A 17,242-nucleotide genomic window follows, 5' to 3' on the forward strand; every position below is an offset into this window, starting at 1 on the left:
AAATCATATTTCCAAATCAATTATTTCGTAATCAATTTTTAATTTGAATTCTACTCTAAGTATTTCGGATGGCGAAATATACGGAAAAACTTTATCTTTTAATATCTCTATTACTTTTTCTGCTTCAATTTTTTTTAATATATTTCTATTAATGTATACAGCTTCTATATTGGGATCCTCTACTTCTATGGTCGCAAATTCGTTGGGAACAAGTATGTCAAATAGTTTCGACATGCCTATCTTGCCTTGGGGCGACTTTTTCCCTATTACCAATATGTCTTCAAATGGTGGAAATTTTATCTCCTCGAATCCTAATTTTATCCTATATCTTAATGTTGTATCCTGTTCCATCTTCTAAATTATCTATTTTTTATTAAGTTGGTGTGGATTTATCAATAAAATAATATATGGTTACATACAGCAAATTGGTTTAATGGTTAAATTCCTCATTTCGTTGTTGTAGAATGATCTCATACGAGTTCAATTGCTCTCTTGTTTCAGAATATTGGAAAAATAATGCTTTAATTTTTGTCTTCTCCTTTTTTATTTTGATAATTATCCCATTCGCCTTTTATAATCCTCATAATCGAATTCCCGCAGAAGCTTTAAGCCACTGTCTTCATTCCATATAGCTATTGATGGATGGGGGACGCCATTAAACATGGTTGTCTTTACTATTGTATAATGAATCATATCTTCAAATACTATTCGGTCACCGGGTTTTAGCGGTTCATCAAAACTCCAATCTCCCACAAAATCACCTGCCAGACAGCTGTTGCCGCCCATCCGGTAAGTGGGTAAGCCTTCTACCGGTTGCTGGTGGGCACCTCTTATCTCGGGTTTGTATGGCATCTCCAGACAATCAGGCATGTGGGCCGTAAAACTAACATTCAATATGGCCGTCTGTATTCCGTTATTATTTACTATATCCGCTACTTCTGCTACCAATACGCCTGTTTGCCAGGCAAAGGCGCTTCCTGGCTCCAGTATCACATGTAAACCCCACTTTTCTTTAAACCTTTTCAGTGTTTTTATTAAATGTTCTACATCATAATCTTTTCGTGTTATCAGATGGCCACCGCCCATATTTATCCAATCTATTTGTTTTAAATAGTGGCCAAATTTTTCTTCAACATTCTTAAGTACTTTTTCCAGCTCATAACTTGATGATTCACAAAGCGCATGGAAATGCAAGCCTTCTATTCCCTCCGGTAATTCTTCCGGCATTTGATTGTCCGGAATTCCTAATCTTGACCCTGGAGTACAGGGATTGTATAAATCGGTTTTAACACCTGAATATCCCGGATTTATTCGCAATCCGGCCGAAATGTGTTTGTCACTTTTTTGCAAAAAATCTCGAAATCGATGATATTGATTCACAGAGTTAAAGGTGATGTGGCTGCTATAGCGCATTATTGTTGGAAATTCTTTTTCAGTATAGGCCGGACTATAGGTGTGTGCCGGACTTCCCATCTCTTCAAAGGCTAAGCGTGCCTCATGAACCGAGCTCGCCGTGGCCCCTTTTACATATTCCCGTATTATCGGAAACGTGGGCCATAATGCGAAGGCTTTGAATGCAAGTATTATTTCTATATCGGCTTCAGTGCCTACGTATTGTATCAATTCCAAATTTCGGCGTAATAACTTTTCTTCAACCACATAACATGGGGTTGGTACTTGACTTATTTCTATTCCCATTTCTTATTAATTCAGCGGTTCTTCTTTGCTAATTTTTCAAACAAATATAACTGAGTTTCGTTTGATCACAAATTTTTCATTGCAATTAAATTTATTTTTGAGGCTTTTTGAATTTTAGCTATTTTCAATCAAATAATTGTTAACCAGAAATAATAGTTAGGTTAAAAAACAAAGTAATGTTCCATCAATTGATGAAGGTCTGCTATCACTAACTCATGTATAAAAGTACAGAGGTAGAAGTGCACAGGCTAAAGTAGCATTTTTCAATTTTTGCCTTTTGATTTGATGGCCTGCAGGATATTGCCTTCGAAAGAGTTAATACCAGGCTTTTATGTTTCCTTATAAGCTCTGTCGAATACGGTTTAGAAGTGAGCGTGGCCCATAATGGGTTTTAAACTAAATATATAAGTTTAATTTATGGGAATATTAATATGAATTTATTGCACAAACTGTAGGAGAGGGGACTTGGTCTTTTGTCCTAAGTTCTTTGTGCCCTGTTTGGTTCAGAATAATTTTTTCAGAAAAAGTAAACAAAACTCAGTTTGTATCAATTTTAGGACAACGTAAATTTTATGCCCTATAGTGAATGTTCCTCACCGGAAAAATAATTCATAAGTACTGGTTTCATCGTCTTACTAACGGGAATGCTTTGCCCGCCCACTTTGACCATATTCCCATTAATTTCCGATATCTTATCCAGGGCTACTATGTATGATTTATGTATCCGCATAAATTGGTCAGATGGAAGTTCTTTTTCTAATTTCTTCAAAGAAAATAAACCCATATATTTTGATGAGGTACTATGAAATATTACATATTCCAATGCCCCTTCGATAAATAAGATATCTTTGTATAAGAGTTTAACTATTTTACGCTCCGATTTAACGAGGATAAAATTTTTATCTTCATTTTTAGAAAGAGGTTCAGCACTATTAGCTTTTTGTGGTAATTCTACTGTTTTTAGCCTTTGACGATAATTGAGAATGGTGGTGATTTTATTTACTGCCTTTATAAAACGAGGGAAAGAGACGGGTTTTAGTAAATATTCTACGGCATTAACTTCAAATCCCTGGACTGCATATTGGGGATATGCTGTTACGAAAACAATGAGTGGTGACGAGGGAAAAGTGAGGTTTTTAATAAAGTCCATCCCCGACATATCCGGCATTTCTATGTCTGTAAAAATTACGTCTATTTCACCTTTCGATATGGTATTAATGGCTGCCATGGGCGTATCAAAGGATGCTACCAAATTAAACTGAGGTATCTTGGAAATATAGTCGGCCATAAGTTTTCGCGCCAGATATTCATCGTCGATAACTACACAGTTGTACTTGCCCTCTTCTGTCATTATTTATATAATTTTAGTATTACTTTGTAGGTGTTTTTTTCATTGATAATTTTTAATTTATGCTTGTTGGGATATACCAGATTTAATCGGTTTTTTACGTTTTCAATACCAATGCTTCTTTTATTTTGAGTTTTAGGGAAAAGAGTTTTTGGAGGAATGCTATTCTCCACCCGGAAACAAAATTCTTCTGAATTTTGATTTAGCGCTATGTTTACAAATCCCGTTTTGTCTTTTTCAATTTTGCTATGTTTAAAAGCATTTTCAACAAAAGTAACCAATAACATAGGCGCAATTTGGTAATTTTCATCGTACGATCCAACGTCAAAACTTATATTTTGTCTTTTCTCGGTTTTTAGTTGTTGAAATTCCAGAAAACTGTTTATGTAATCCACTTCTTTATAAAGTGATATCATATCCGATTCACAATCATACAATACATAGCGCAACATATCCGATAGCATGGTGATTTTTTCAGGCGTTGATTCATCACCTGTATAGGCCATCGAATAAATGTTATTCAGGGCATTGAATAAAAAATGAGGATTTATTTGGGTTTTAAGAAATTTAAGTTCACTTTCGGCCTTTTCCCGTTTTAAAGTTTCTATTTCCACTTTGTTTTTTTCTTGCTTATCCGCCAAATATTTGTTCATGCTTACCCAAAATGCCATCAAGCTAAATATGGTGTGGAATATAAACGGGGCAATCAAACTTTTGTTCGGAGGCGCCAAGGATGGATAGTATTGGTAGAAAATCTTTTCAGTAAAACCTACCATGAGAACCAAAAAAGAAATCATTAAAATATTGTAAAGTCTGAATTTCCTTTTGTGCTCGTCATAATAACGGGGCATTAAAAATTTTAGGTTTACATTATAAATTGTGAATTGCATCGGCGTCAGTAATACCGACAATAAAATTCCTTTTATTGGACTTATCTGAGCCCCGAATGAGAAATAAAATAAGGCTATCATTACCCATATCGCATAGGATGGTAATGATTTATACCAGGCAGGAAGTTTTGAAAACATATTTAAATTATTTATTTGTTCTGACAGCCAGGGCGTGTTTTATCTTTTGATATTGGTGAGATAGATTGAAAAAACAAATCATTTTGAATTATCACCCTATGATGAGTTTAATTTTTTTGGTTCATTTTAGCAAAAATAGTTAGAACAATCACCACCAGTCTGCAAAATTATCATATTATCCTAACTCTCACCTCAATTTTCAATAATCGGACAAATCCTTCAATAAACGGACGTTTTTTTCAAGAATCTGATTACCTGATTCAATACTACTTTTTATTGAAAACTATTGCAGTTTCCTTGATTCTTTTTTTTTACTCCCATTATTGCCACGATATTTGGCCCTCAATTTTATTCCTTTTTTAGCACTTACTCTTTTTCAGGTGTTTGTGATGATGGATAACTCTTGGATAACTAAATTTTATTTGACATGCGAAACCGGATTATAATTTTTATGGCGATTCTTTCTTTTTCCTTTGCGAATGCCCAGGAAAAAATATCTCTGTCGCTTGAAGATGCTCAAAAATATGCTTTGGAGCATAACAGAACCTTGAAAAATGCTTCGTTGGAATTTCAGAAGGCTGAAGCAAGTCGTTGGCAGTCTATCGCTACTATGCTGCCACAGATTTCCGCTTCTGCTGAATACGACAATATGTTTGGATATAAAATGGATTTGGGAGAATTTCAAATATCTATGCCAAATTCTATTACCTACGGAGCAACTGCTTCGGTGGCCCTCAGCGGTGCTCAGGTGGTGGCCGTGCAAATTAAAGATATTTCAAAGAAAATGGCTGACATCTCTCAGCAGCAAACTGAACAACAAGTCACTGACCAGGTGAAAACTCTCTATTATTCTGCACTGGTGCTCGAAAAAACGGCTGCTCTTTTAGAAGAAAACCTTAAAAACCTTCAAAAACTTCTCGTTTTTACTCAAAAGTCGGTTGATGTGGGAATGGCTGAGCAAACCGATGCCGATATCATTTCAGTTCAGGTGGCTTCCATGAAAACCAATGTGAATGCTACGCGTCGTTCCCTCGAAATGGCATATAATTCCCTCCGGCTGCAACTCGGCCTGGATGTCGATACCAACATTGAACTTACTCAATCAATTGACGAATTGATGGGGGTCGATAGTTCTTTGGCCATTCTTAATAGCTCTTTTGACCCGGAAAACAATTTTGACTTCCAGTTGATGCAACAAAATCTGCAGCTGGCAAAAAAACAAGTCTCAGCACAAAAGTGGGCATATGCTCCTTCTTTAACGGCTTTTTATCAATATACCCAAAAAGAATATATGAGCGATGAAGCTACAATGAATTCTACACCGCCTAATATGTTTGGAGTTTCTCTTAGTATCCCAATTTTCTCCGGTGGAAGCAGAAAAAAAGCTGTCAAGGAGGCTGCTCTCAATTTCCAACAACAACTCAATACTTATGAAGATACCAGGGAATCTTTGATTATTCAGCATCGTCAGCTGGTATACAATCTTAAGTCTAATTTCGAAACATATGAAACTCAGTTACAAAATCTCAAAGTCGTACAACGCCTCTTTGATAACATTGCGCGAAAATATGAACAAGGAGTTGCTTCAAGTCTCGATGTCACAAATGCCGGCTCTGACCTCATTGATGCACAAAATTCCTATGTTCAGGCACTGCTTCAGGTAGTTAACGCTCGAATCGAACTGGAACAGCTGCTTAATGTGGATAACGAAAACTGAGGGGCTTGCCTTTTTTTCAGGGGGTGTTTTCACTGATAATTTTAGCCCTCCTGTAATAATGCTTTTGGCCTTCCATAGTGAGGGTAGAATGTTAATGTATAAAAACAATAAACTGAAATAGCATGAATTCATTTTTGAAAATCTTGGTAGTCATTGGTATCTCTTTCTGGATGGCTGCATGCTCAACATCTGAAAATAAGACTAATACAAAATCTCTGGAAAAAAGAGCTGAAAAAGTTAAAGTAACTACATTAGAAAAGCGGTTGATCGCCCGAAAATTAGAACTTTCAACCACTTTGCAGGGGTATGAATCGGTTAATATCGCCCCTTCAATTACCGGTACTATTGAGCATATTTTTGTGGATGTGGGTACTAAAGTCAAAAAGGGCGATCTTTTAGTACGACTCGACCAACAACAATACAATACTGCACGTCTGACTTTTTTAAATGCTAAAACCGATTTTGAGCGGATTAAGGTTTTAAATGAAACGGGTACTGTTTCGCAACAAGAATTTGACCAGGCCAAACTGGCTTTTGACCAGGCTAAAGAAAACCTGGAGTTCCTCGAAGCCAATACTTTTGTCAGAGCACCTTTTAATGGTGTCATTGCCGCTAAAAATTATGAAGATGGAGAGCTCTATAGCGGTACGCCTATTTTAACCCTTACGCAAACTCACCTGCTCAAAGCTTATGTTAGTATTCCTGAGTCTTATGTCCCATTTGTTAATGAGGGGATGGAAATAAATGTCTTCTCCGATGTTTTTCCGACAGATACTTTTCCCGCTACGGTAGAAATTGTTTATCCTACTGTAGACTCGGATACTCATACTTTTCAGACTAAAATTCGCATTCCCAACCCCGATTTAAAGCTTCGGCCAGGTATGTTTGTTCGAACTACTATGAAGCTTAATGAAGTGGAAGCACTTTTGGTTCCCTATCAGGCTGTTTTGAAGCTCACCGGTTCCAATAATCGCTATCTGTTTGTCAATAATAATGGCGTGGCTAAACGTGTGGATGTAAAACTTGGACAACGTTTTGATGAATTGATTGAAGTGTTCTCGGATGACTTAAAAGAAGGAGACCTGATAGTAACTGTAGGACAAGCCAAATTGGTTGATGGGACACCACTGGAGGTAGTAAAATAGGTTATCTTTTCTTGTTTTTTTGGTTTTACCCGGGCTTATACTGCTTTTTTATCGGTTCTCTTCCGGGTTTCTCTTATCATAAAAGAAAAATTGAAATATGAGTATATTTAAAACATCTATCAATAAACCTGTTACAACAGCTCTTATTTTTGTGGCAGTTATGGTGGTAGGGTTGTTTTCTCTCAAACAACTGCCTATTGACCAGTATCCAGAAATAGACCCCCCATATATATCGGTTATGACCTCATATCCCGGGGCAAACGCCAGCGAAGTAGAAACTAATGTTACCCGGTTGTTGGAAAATAGTCTTAACTCTGTGGATGGACTTAAGAATTTGACATCCAAATCTCAGGATAACATGTCTTTAATTACCCTTGAGTTTGAATGGGGGTTAAATCTCGATGAGGTTGTTAACGATGTTCGGTCATATATCGATATGACTAAAGATGAATTACCTGATGGGGCCGGTACACCTTTGATCTTTAAGCTTAGTACCAGCTCTATGCCTATTATGATGTACGCCGTTACCGCTAAAGAAAGTTATGCCGGGCTCGATAAGCTTCTTAATGATATTGTCATGCCTCAATTAAATCGCGTCGATGGCATTGGTAATATCTCATTATCGGGTTCCCCTGAACGAAGAATCTATGTCGATATTGATCAGGAAAAAATTGATGCTTACGGTATCTCGCTTGAAGATGTCGGAACGGCTATTAGTAACAACAATATTAATAGTACTTCGGGTACCGTAAAGATGAACAAAGAACAATACCAGTTGGAGTTGAGAAGTGAGTTTGTTGAAAGTGACGAAATAAATAATATTGTTGTAGCAACCTATGATGATGGCCGCCAAATTTTCGTCAAAGATTTGGCTACCGTCCGTGATACCATTAAAGATTTAACTCTTGATGAGAAAATTGACGGACAAGATGGAGTGCGTGTGGTTATTTCCAAACAATCCGGGGCTAACACGGTAGAAGTCTGTGAAAAGGTTAACCGGGAAATGGCAAAAATTAAAGAGCTTTTGCCTGCCGATGTGGATATCAGGATTATTTTCGATTCTTCCGACAATATTAAAGACTCCATTCGCAGTTTGGAGGAATCCATTATGTATGCCCTTTTATTTGTGGTGTTGGTAGTTCTTTTGTTTCTGGGGCGTTGGAGGGCTACACTCATTATTGGTATCACTATTCCCATTGCTTTGGTGGTATCCTTTATTTACCTGGCTTTTGTCGATAGCTCACTCAATATAATTTCATTATCTTCTTTAACCGTAGCTATTGGTATGGTTGTCGATGATGCCATTGTTGTGCTCGAAAATATTACCAGACATATTGAAAGGGGATCGAGTCCGCGTGAGGCCGCAATTTATGCTACCAATGAAGTGTGGGTGTCGGTTATTGCTACTACTTTGGTAATTGCTGCTGTTTTCGTCCCATTAACCATGTTGGGCGGATTGGCCGGTATAATGTTTAAAGAGTTAGGATGGATCGTTACAATTGTTGTGGTTACTTCTACATTAGTTGCCATTTCTTTAACACCAATGCTCTCATCTAAATTGTTGAAATCAAGACCGGTTAAGGTTGATGAATTCGGACACTTGATTTTTGAAGAGCCCCGGAAAAATTGGTATCAAAAATATGTGGTGGGCGCATTGGACCGGATCGATGCCTGGTACTCACGGGTGTTACGCTTTTCTTTAACCCATAAGAAATTAACCATGGGTGTCGTTCTGGTAGTCTTTTTCCTTACTTTGTTGCCCATGTTTTTGGGACTAATTGGTACCGACTTTATGCAGCAAAGTGACCATGGGCGACTGACTGTTACCGTTGAACTTAACAGAGGAACACGTATTGAAGAAACACTGAAAACCGCTCGTAAACTGGAAGCGCGTTTTCTGGAACTGGCGCCCGAGATTAAAATTATCTCCACTTCTGCCGGATCCCGTGATGATGCCAGTATTTCAGCGTTATTTTCTTCTACTAATAACAATACCATTTCTATGGTTGTGGTATTAAAAGACAAAGACCAAAGGGAACGCTCTATTTTTGAAACGGCGGAAATTCTTAGGCAGGAAATGGCAAATTATCCTGAAATTATTGAATATCAGGCGCAGGTAGCTTCCGGTATGGGTGGCAACGGACCATCTACCGTCGATGTGGAAATTTATGGACATGACTTTGACCAGACAAACATTCTAGCTGAAAAAATACAACGAATTATCCAGGAAAAAGTTGAGGGAGCCAGAGACGTTACCATTAGTAGGGACGAAGACAGGGCCGAATTAAAAATTAACGTCGATAAGGAAAAAATAGCACGACATGGTCTTGACGCCTCTACCGTAGCAACTTTAGCCTATAACAGAGTTACCGGTATGACCGCCGGATATTTGAAAGAAGATGGTGACGAATATGCAATCGTGGTACGGCTGCTTGAAGAAGACCGCAATTCCATATCCGATATCGAAAACCTTTCTATTCCTACTGTTAAAGGAAATATTAAGCTTAGTGAAGTCGCAGATGTTGAAGAGTATTGGGCGCCACCTACAATCGAACGGAAAAGCCGGCAGAGAATCGTGACCGTATCGGCTACCCCTTTTAAGATTTCATTGGGAGAATTGGCGGTAGATATTAAAGCTGCATTAGAGCAGGTCGATGTTCCGCAGGGTATAACCATCCGGTTGGCCGGGGATTACGAAGACCAACAGGAAACTTTTGCGGATATGGGGCTTTTGTTATTGCTCATCGTATTGCTCGTTTATATCGTGATGGCATCACAGTTTGAATCAATGTCTAAACCCTTTATTATCATGATGTCGGTGCCATTCGCTATCTCTGGGGTTGTCCTCGCTCTTTTTGTTACCGGTATTTCTCTCGACATGATTGGTGCTCTTGGTGTTATTATGCTTGTGGGGATAGTGGTGAAGAACGGTATTGTATTGGTTGATTATATTAACCTTATGAGAGACCGCGGGTACGAGTTAAATGAAGCTATCGCTCTTTCCGGTGCTTCTCGTTTGCGGCCGGTGTTAATGACTGCATTTACTACAATCTTAGGTATGTTGCCTATGGCACTCAGCAGCGGAACCGGTTCCGAAGCCTGGAGACCTATGGGAGTCGTTGTTATTGGAGGACTACTCGTTTCTACATTTGTAACACTCATCGTGGTTCCTTTACTTTACGGCATTATGTCTAAACATGGTGAGAGAGATAAAAACGAACAAAAACGAAAAGAGTTCTTCTTTTTACAAATTGCCGATGATGAGGATAAATAATTTTTTACCGGTATCGGTAGCTCTTTGATTATAATGTATGGTAGTTAGAGTTTAGTTTTTTGTCGATTAATTTGTATTAGGACAGCTTTTTCAGCCAAACAAACCCTAACTACCATATCTAATAATCTAACATCTAACATCTAACATCTAACATCTAATAATCTTATATCTAACATCTAACATCTAATAATCTTATATCTATAATCTTATATCTATGAAAGCAGTCTTTATAGTATTTAACCAAGCCAACACCGAACGGATTGAGTATATGTTGGACCAGTTAAAAATCCGAGGCTTTACCTTTTGGGAACAAGTACAGGGCCGGGGAACGGTTGATGGTGAACCCAGAAGGGGAACGCATACTTGGCCCGAAATGAATTCCGCCATAATTACTATGGTGGAGGATGACAAAGTGGATTTGTTGCTCAAAACGGTTCATAAACTGGATATGCGGAATAAGGCAATTGGTGTACGTGCCTTCGTTTGGGATATCACCAAGCATTATTAATGCAACATATTTTCAATTCTGATAGTTTTTTATTAGCTAAACCGAAGGAAGATGCAAAGTAAGGGGTTTGACTTGAACCACATCAAAAAAATGTTCTATAAATACGGGGTGAAGAATCTCACAATGGATGATGTGGCTCACGAATTGGGCATTTCGAAAAAGACACTCTATCAGCAGGTGAAAACCAAAAACGATTTGGTATTTGCTGTATTAAACGATGATTTTGAAAAATTCAAAAAGGATGTGGGGAAGATGGTGACGTCAACCGCTGGTGCTATTCCCAGATTGTATGAATTGTATCGCTTGTTTCAGGAGAGCACCAAATTCATAACGCCGGTTTTTGTCTTCTCCCTTTCCAAAACCAATCCCGAATTGGCATCTGACATTCGCAAAAAGTACCATAATTTCATTATTGATGTGGTTAGTGATATTATGGATGCGGGACAAAAAGATGGGGACTTTATTGCTGCCTTTAAAGAGGATTTTCCACGTTTGGTAGCGGGCTATATTTTGCAATCAGGAACCTGGCATTTGGAAGAGAGAGGCGAAAATATTGAGTTTAACAGTGCCTTTTATCTGCAAATTGGAGGTATTTGCACCGAAGAGGGTAAAAAAACGCTGGACCGCTTTATAAAAAAATCCCACTAAATCCCCGCATCCCAAAACACTTTTTATAAAAAGGAGATGTCTGTTTTGAAAAGAGCATGCGTCTCTTTTTGTTGTCTTTAAAGGATGTCGGAAACGTGGGACTTTTAACCCCGTAATCTTTTAGAGAACAGTAAAAAACTATACTAAAATAGGTTCGGCCAAAGATTATTTCCCAAAATTATCCTATCATAAAGTTTTTCATTCCCGACCCCTTACCAAGTGAAAGCGTTTCCCCTTACCGAGGGAAAGTGTTTCCCTTTACCGAGGGAAAGCGTTTCCCCTTACCGAGGGAAAGGGTTTCCCTTTACCGAGGGAAAGTGTTTCCCTTTACCGAGGGAAAGCGTTTCCCTTTACCGAGGGAAAGTGTTTCCCTTTACCGAGGGAAAGCGTTTCCCTTTACCGAGGGAAAGTGTTTCCCTTTACCGAGGGAAAGCGTTTCCCTTTACCGAGGGAAAGTGTTTCCCTTTACCGAGGGAAAGCGTTTCCCTTTACCGAGGGAAAGTGTTTCCCTTTACCGAGGGAAAGCGTTTCCCCTTACCGAGGGAAAGCGTTTCCCCTTACCGAGGGAAAGGGTTTCCCTTTACCGTGGGAAACACTTTCCCATAATTGAGTGAATTGTTACAGTTCAATATCCACATCGTGTAATTCATTCCATGGCAGCCCGCGTTTATTCAATTCTTCCATGAATGGGTCAGGGTCGAACTCTTCCACATTGAATACGCCCGGAGCTTTCCATTTTCCTGTCAGGTACATCATGGCTCCAATGGTGGCAGGCACACCCGTGGTATAGCTTACCGCCTGGGTACCGGTCTCTTTATAGGCAACCTGGTGGTCGCAGTTGTTATAGATATAATAGGTTTTTTCCTTTCCGTCTTTAATGCCTCTGATACGGCATCCGATAGAGGTTTTGCCTTTGTAATTTTCACCCAGTTCTCCGGGATTGGGTAGTACCGCCTTTAAAAATTCTATGGGAACAATATCAACCCCTTTGAATTTAACGGGATCGATTCGGGCCATCCCGATGTTTTGAATCACCCTCAGATGGGTTAGATATTCTTCCCCGAAAGTCATCCAGAAACGTGCGCGTTTTATCGTCGGAAAATTCTTTACTAACGATTCCAATTCCTCATGATATATTAGGTACGATTCTCTGGAACCTATTTCAGGATAGGTTAGTGGTTTATGAATCTCATGAGGTTCTGTGGTAACCCATTGTCCATTTTCCCAGTATTTTCCTTTTTGCGTCACTTCCCGAATATTTATTTCCGGATTAAAATTGGTTGCAAACGGTTTCCCATGGTCACCGGCATTACAATCGACTATATCCAGATAATGAATTTCGTCAAAGTGATGTTTGGCGGCATAGGCCGTAAATATCGATGTTACACCCGGGTCAAAACCACAACCCAGAATGGCGGTTATCCCAGCATCCTTATAGCGGTCGTGGTAAGCCCATTGCCATTTGTATTCAAATTTTGCTTCGTCTTTGGGTTCATAATTGGCCGTATCCAAATAAGCAACACCCGTTTCTAAACAGGCATCCATTATCGTCAGGTCCTGGTAGGGTAGAGCAACATTTACCACGATGTCCGGTTTGAACGAATTGATTAACTCTACCAATTCTGGTACCTTGTCTGCATCTACTTGAGCCGTCTGAATGCGATTCCCACCAATTTTTTGGGCGATGGCATCACACTTACTTTTGGTTCGGCTGGCAAGCATGATCTCCGTAAATACTTCCGGCATTGAGGCCATTTTGTGGGCGACAACGGTACCAACACCGCCTGCGCCGATAATCATTACTTTGCTCATTTTTCCTAAGTTTTAATTAATTCAGATACTAATTTCTTCCGGCATGTCGTTAGGTCGGATTGGTAAAATTAAGCCGGGGGTATACCATTTAGTCATTGCTGATTTTTGGTGTTGCAAAGAAATACTTTTTTTGCATTTTCTGTGATGGTGTTTTGTCAAATTTCCCCGAAATTTTTGAAAAAAACAATTGAGATGGCCAATCAACTAGTGCAAAGGGCATAGTGCTTGGAGATAGAAAGACTGTATCGGGCTTGACAATTAAGGTTTTTTACAAAGAAACGAGCATGGCGACTTTTGCCGCAAAAGTACATATATAAAAGACAAAGGCAGAAGTGCACAGGCAGAAAAGGCCGATAGGCCATTAGGTCAATAGGCCAATAGGTTATTTTGTTGTTAAATGATGAGATTGAATGGCTTGAAGAGTTTGGTAAGATAGACAATTAACTAACCACTAATGACTATTGACTAACCACTAACGACTACTCATAAGAAGCAATATATCAATAAAGTAAGTAAATTTTATACTGATGAAAAGTGTATAAAGATCTGTAAGCCAGGTTCAATCCAACTAAAACTTAGTTTTATTTTGTACGGATTCAAATAATTGGTTGATGTAGCAAGGGTGGTGATACTGTCGAATAATTTTAGACGGAAAGGTTATTTTGCTGTATGGTGGATAGATGATTGCATTTATTTTGTCGATCACGATTTCATAACTAATGATTTTAAATCCATAACTCAAAAGCCTAAATACAAAACCCAAAACATTTTACAAATAATCTGCAAGCCTAAAGCAGAAACACTTATATTTGTGGACTTCACTTTTTTATTGTAAACAACATGAAGTACTTGAAAAATCTGCTTTGGTTAGTTGGCATTCTATTTTTGATGCTGCCCATTGGTTGTCGTTCCATTCATTCACCTAAGATGGTGGCTTTCTATAATGTGGAAAATTTATTTGATACCATTGATACGCCCGGTGTCAACGATTCGGAGTTTACTCCGGAAAGTAAAAAAGTATGGAATACAGGTCGCTATCACCGAAAGCTGGAAAATATTTCTTCTGTCATTGCAGAACTGGGGCGGGAAGCACAAGTGGAAGCCCCCGCAGTTATGGGGTTGGCTGAGGTGGAAAACAAAAGGGTGGTGGAAGATTTGGTTTCATCAATACCTTTAGAAAGATTCAATTACAGGATTATTCATAAAGACTCGCCGGATAAACGTGGCATTGATGTAGCGTTGATCTACCGTCCCGGTTATTTTAAGCCCAAACATACGCGGTTTGTTCCCCTACATATTCAAGACGAAGAAGGTGAACCAATTCCTACACGCGATATTCTGGTGGCTTCAGGAAAATTTGCTGGTAAGAAGCTTCACTTTATTGTTTGTCACTGGCCGTCACGCTACGGAGGCCAGGAACGGAGTATCCCTCTGAGAGTTGCAGCGGCTGAGGTGACCCGGTCTATTGTCGACTCTCTTAGAACGGAAGACCCTGCTTCCTGCATTGTGGTGATGGGTGACCTTAATGATGATCCCATCGATACATCGGTAAAAGATTATTTAAAGGCGGGTCTTTTCCCTCAGCCGGCTCAAAGCGACAGTCTCTATAACGCTACGGCTTCCATATTCCTGAAAGGCCGGGGAACCCTCTGTTATCGTGGAAAGTGGAATCTTTTTGACCAGTTTATCCTTTCGCCTAACTTCCTTTCGTCAAGAAAAGGAAATCTGCAGTTGATTGAAACCGGCATCTTTAACAAACCTTTCTTGTGGCAACAGGATGGCGACTACCGGGGATACCCTTTTCGGACCTTTGTGGGTAATTGGTATCATGGTGGCTATAGCGACCATTTCCCGTCCTATATCATTGTTCAATAGATTGTTTTGGTTGCTGGGTGATGATTCCCCGGGTGGGAAGATTACATTCTTCCAACATTATTGGCTGCCAATAACTTTCATTTTATGCGAACTCTTATTGATACGGCATTGCGCAGAAAGTTCGTCTTTAGTTTTTGTAGTGAGATGCCAAAGATGATGCTAATATTCAATTCCCTCTCTCGAAGTTAATCCCTTTTTGAAATAGTGTTTGATTTCTTTCATCTCCGTAACCAGGTCGGCCCTGTCTATAAGTTCCTGCCTTGCATACCTTCCGGTGATAACCACTTCGGTATCGGTTGGGACAAAATCTAAAAAAGCCAGAATTTCTTCTACGGTTAAAAGGTTATATTTAATGGCAATATTAAGTTCATCCATGATGATGAGCTGATACTCACCTGAGAGGGCAACTCTTTTAAGCTTTTCCAGTCCATTTTTTGCGGCTTCGTGGTCTTCGGGCAGCGGTTCCCGGCCAAAGAAACAGCCTCGCCCAAACAACTCATGCTCAATTTGTGGTATTTGCCGGCGGATTAACGCTACCTCATTATAGGCCATATCTTTTACAAACTGACCGAAAAATATCCTCTTGCCGGCACCTGCAGCTCTGATAGCCAATCCAATGGCTGCCGTGGTCTTCCCTTTTCCGTTACCTGTGTATATATGTATCATACCACAAAAATAGTATATACTTCGATTTGTTTAATATTTTTCTGTCGCAACAAATAAACATTTATTTTTATGCATAAAAAGTATCGTTAACTTATTGCTCCAAATAAAATCGGCTTGACCAAAAATATTTTTTTTGTTAAAGCTTTTTAAACTTTGTAGTTATGCCTAAAATCTTTTCCCTTTTTGCAATTCTTTTGCTTTTTAGCTGTAATGGTTCTGACGAAAAAATTCCGGTCCATGCTTGGCTTAGTGGACCAGGAAAGGCCACCAATCAGGAAATATTAGATTATTTTGTTGAGCTAAAAAATAAAGGTATTGATGCTTTAATGTATAGTGCCGGTCATGATCCTGCTACATATGAACGGGTGGGCAAATTGGCTCATCAGGCCGGTTTGGAATTTCATGCCTGGATTCCTGCCATGGTTCAACGATATTCCCAAAAGTTAGATTCATCCTGGTATGCCATTAATGGCGAAGGGAAATCTGCCCTTACCCATCCTGCTTATGTCTCTTATTACACTTTTTTATGTCCAAATAGGGAAGGGGTATATCATTTCCTTGAGGACTTATACGTTAGTATCGCTAGAGTGAAAGAGGTGGATGGAATCCATCTGGATTATATCCGATTCCCTGATGTTATTCTGGCTCGCGGTCTTTGGGATAAGTATGGTTTGGTAATGGATAGGGAATATCCTGCTTTCGATTATTGTTATTGCGATTCATGTGTGGCTGATTTTGAAAAACTTTCAGGCATCAATATCCGTCAGGTGGACGACCCTTCAACCGTGCAAGAGTGGAAACAGTTTCGGTATGACTTGATTACCTCTATAGTTAATCGATTGGCCAAGGCCGTCCATAGAGAAGGCAAAGAGATTTCGGCCGCTGTCTTCCCTGGTCCGGCATCCGTCGCTAAGAAAATTGTTAGGCAAGAATGGGATAAATGGAATATCGATGCTTTCTGTCCCATGAACTATAACGATTTTTATCTGGAAGAGCCTCAGTGGATCGGTGACGTAACGCGTGAAGGTGTGAAGGCATTAAATGGGAAAGGACCTCTTTACAGCGGGTTGTTTATTTGTCCTAATCCCGACAAAAAAATGAATGAAAAGGATCCCGAAAACCATGGACTTACCCCCGAACAGTTGGAAGTGGCAATTAAGGCTTCTATGGATAACGGGGCCAATGGCATTTGCCTATTCACACCCGCCCGTATGACCCAGGAACATTGGGAGGTGTTTTCTAAAATGATATACAATTATCATAAATTCAATAAGTAAAGGGTAATTAACTTAGAACTTGCTAATTCCTTTTATCTAACCTTTTGGCTTAAATTTTAGAGTAGATACAGAGACCTTTTTAGCGATTAAAAACTGGTTGGACTACGGTTCAATGTCAAAAACAATAATCAATGTCAATAAAATCAAACAAATAAAACCACTTATAATTGTTTTTGTAATACCTCCCCTGGTCACTGTGATGTAGATCATAGCTAATATTTTGTAGACTGAAGTAAAGATAATTTC

At 39.1% G+C, this 17,242-nt stretch carries 14 protein-coding genes; 8 read left to right on the forward strand and 6 right to left on the reverse strand.

The genetic code is table 11. The annotated features are described in order from the left end of the window. Window positions 1-3: 3 nt before the first annotated feature. The 4 genes from BM130_RS07450 to BM130_RS07465 all read right to left on the reverse strand — a co-directional run bounded on the left by BM130_RS07450 (window position 4) and on the right by BM130_RS07465 (window position 4,074). Complete coding sequence (locus tag BM130_RS07450) at window positions 4-351, reverse strand: hypothetical protein (RefSeq protein WP_010527151.1); 348 nt, start codon at window positions 349-351, stop codon at window positions 4-6. A 204-nt stretch (window positions 352-555) separates the two neighbouring features. Beyond that, window positions 556-1,698: a carboxynorspermidine decarboxylase gene (gene nspC, locus BM130_RS07455; protein ID WP_010527152.1), complete on the reverse strand. Its 1,143-nt coding sequence runs from the start codon at window positions 1,696-1,698 to the stop codon at window positions 556-558. A gap of 577 nt (window positions 1,699-2,275) precedes the next feature. Then, window positions 2,276-3,049 (reverse strand): LytR/AlgR family response regulator transcription factor, encoded by a 774-nt coding sequence (locus BM130_RS07460; RefSeq protein ID WP_010527153.1) that lies wholly within the window; start codon window positions 3,047-3,049, stop codon window positions 2,276-2,278. Beyond that, window positions 3,049-4,074, reverse strand: a complete 1,026-nt coding sequence (locus BM130_RS07465; protein WP_010527154.1) for a sensor histidine kinase — start codon at window positions 4,072-4,074, stop codon at window positions 3,049-3,051. Before BM130_RS07465 ends, BM130_RS07460 begins: the two co-directional genes overlap by 1 nt. 427 nt (window positions 4,075-4,501) lie before the next feature. Between BM130_RS07465 and BM130_RS07470 the strand changes: the two genes are divergently transcribed. From BM130_RS07470 to BM130_RS07495, 6 genes are all read left to right on the forward strand, one after another. Beyond that, window positions 4,502-5,791 carry a TolC family protein gene (locus BM130_RS07470; RefSeq protein ID WP_010527155.1) on the forward strand — a complete coding sequence of 430 codons (1,290 nt, stop codon included), beginning with the start codon at window positions 4,502-4,504 and terminating at the stop codon, window positions 5,789-5,791. A gap of 122 nt (window positions 5,792-5,913) precedes the next feature. After that, entirely contained in the window at window positions 5,914-6,936 is a 1,023-nt protein-coding gene (locus BM130_RS07475; RefSeq protein WP_010527156.1) for an efflux RND transporter periplasmic adaptor subunit, read from the forward strand. Window positions 6,937-7,033: 97 nt separating this feature from the next. Then, the gene (locus BM130_RS07480) at window positions 7,034-10,210 is read left to right on the forward strand and encodes an efflux RND transporter permease subunit (protein ID WP_010527157.1); all 3,177 of its coding nucleotides are present in this window, start codon (window positions 7,034-7,036) and stop codon (window positions 10,208-10,210) included. 214 nt (window positions 10,211-10,424) lie between these two features. Continuing rightward, window positions 10,425-10,718 carry a PG0541 family transporter-associated protein gene (locus tag BM130_RS07485; RefSeq protein ID WP_010527158.1) on the forward strand — a complete coding sequence of 98 codons (294 nt, stop codon included), beginning with the start codon at window positions 10,425-10,427 and terminating at the stop codon, window positions 10,716-10,718. 51 nt (window positions 10,719-10,769) lie between these two features. Continuing rightward, on the forward strand, window positions 10,770-11,366 hold the full coding sequence (locus BM130_RS07490) for a TetR/AcrR family transcriptional regulator (protein ID WP_010527159.1): 597 nt from the start codon (window positions 10,770-10,772) through the stop codon (window positions 11,364-11,366). A 219-nt stretch (window positions 11,367-11,585) separates the two neighbouring features. Further along, window positions 11,586-11,972, forward strand: a complete 387-nt coding sequence (locus BM130_RS07495) for a hypothetical protein (protein ID WP_139217720.1) — start codon at window positions 11,586-11,588, stop codon at window positions 11,970-11,972. A gap of 12 nt (window positions 11,973-11,984) precedes the next feature. Here BM130_RS07495 and BM130_RS07500 read toward each other — a convergent pair whose 3' ends face one another. After that, window positions 11,985-13,178 carry a saccharopine dehydrogenase family protein gene (locus tag BM130_RS07500; RefSeq protein WP_010527161.1) on the reverse strand — a complete coding sequence of 398 codons (1,194 nt, stop codon included), beginning with the start codon at window positions 13,176-13,178 and terminating at the stop codon, window positions 11,985-11,987. An 840-nt stretch (window positions 13,179-14,018) separates the two neighbouring features. On the opposite strand from BM130_RS07500, the gene BM130_RS07510 reads away from it, so the two are divergent. Beyond that, window positions 14,019-15,053, forward strand: a complete 1,035-nt coding sequence (locus BM130_RS07510; protein WP_010527162.1) for an endonuclease/exonuclease/phosphatase family protein — start codon at window positions 14,019-14,021, stop codon at window positions 15,051-15,053. A 159-nt stretch (window positions 15,054-15,212) separates the two neighbouring features. On the opposite strand, the gene BM130_RS07515 is transcribed toward BM130_RS07510, so the two are convergent. Then, on the reverse strand, window positions 15,213-15,719 hold the full coding sequence (locus BM130_RS07515; RefSeq protein ID WP_010527163.1) for a cob(I)yrinic acid a,c-diamide adenosyltransferase: 507 nt from the start codon (window positions 15,717-15,719) through the stop codon (window positions 15,213-15,215). A gap of 161 nt (window positions 15,720-15,880) precedes the next feature. On the opposite strand from BM130_RS07515, the gene BM130_RS07520 reads away from it, so the two are divergent. Next, a complete protein-coding gene (locus BM130_RS07520; protein ID WP_010527164.1) occupies window positions 15,881-16,996 on the forward strand; it encodes a glycoside hydrolase family protein in 1,116 nt (371 codons plus the stop codon). Window positions 16,997-17,242 lie beyond the last annotated feature (246 nt).

Origin of the sequence: Thermophagus xiamenensis (assembly GCF_900112795.1) — a bacterium.
Lineage (GTDB): Bacteria > Bacteroidota > Bacteroidia > Bacteroidales > Marinilabiliaceae > Thermophagus > Thermophagus xiamenensis.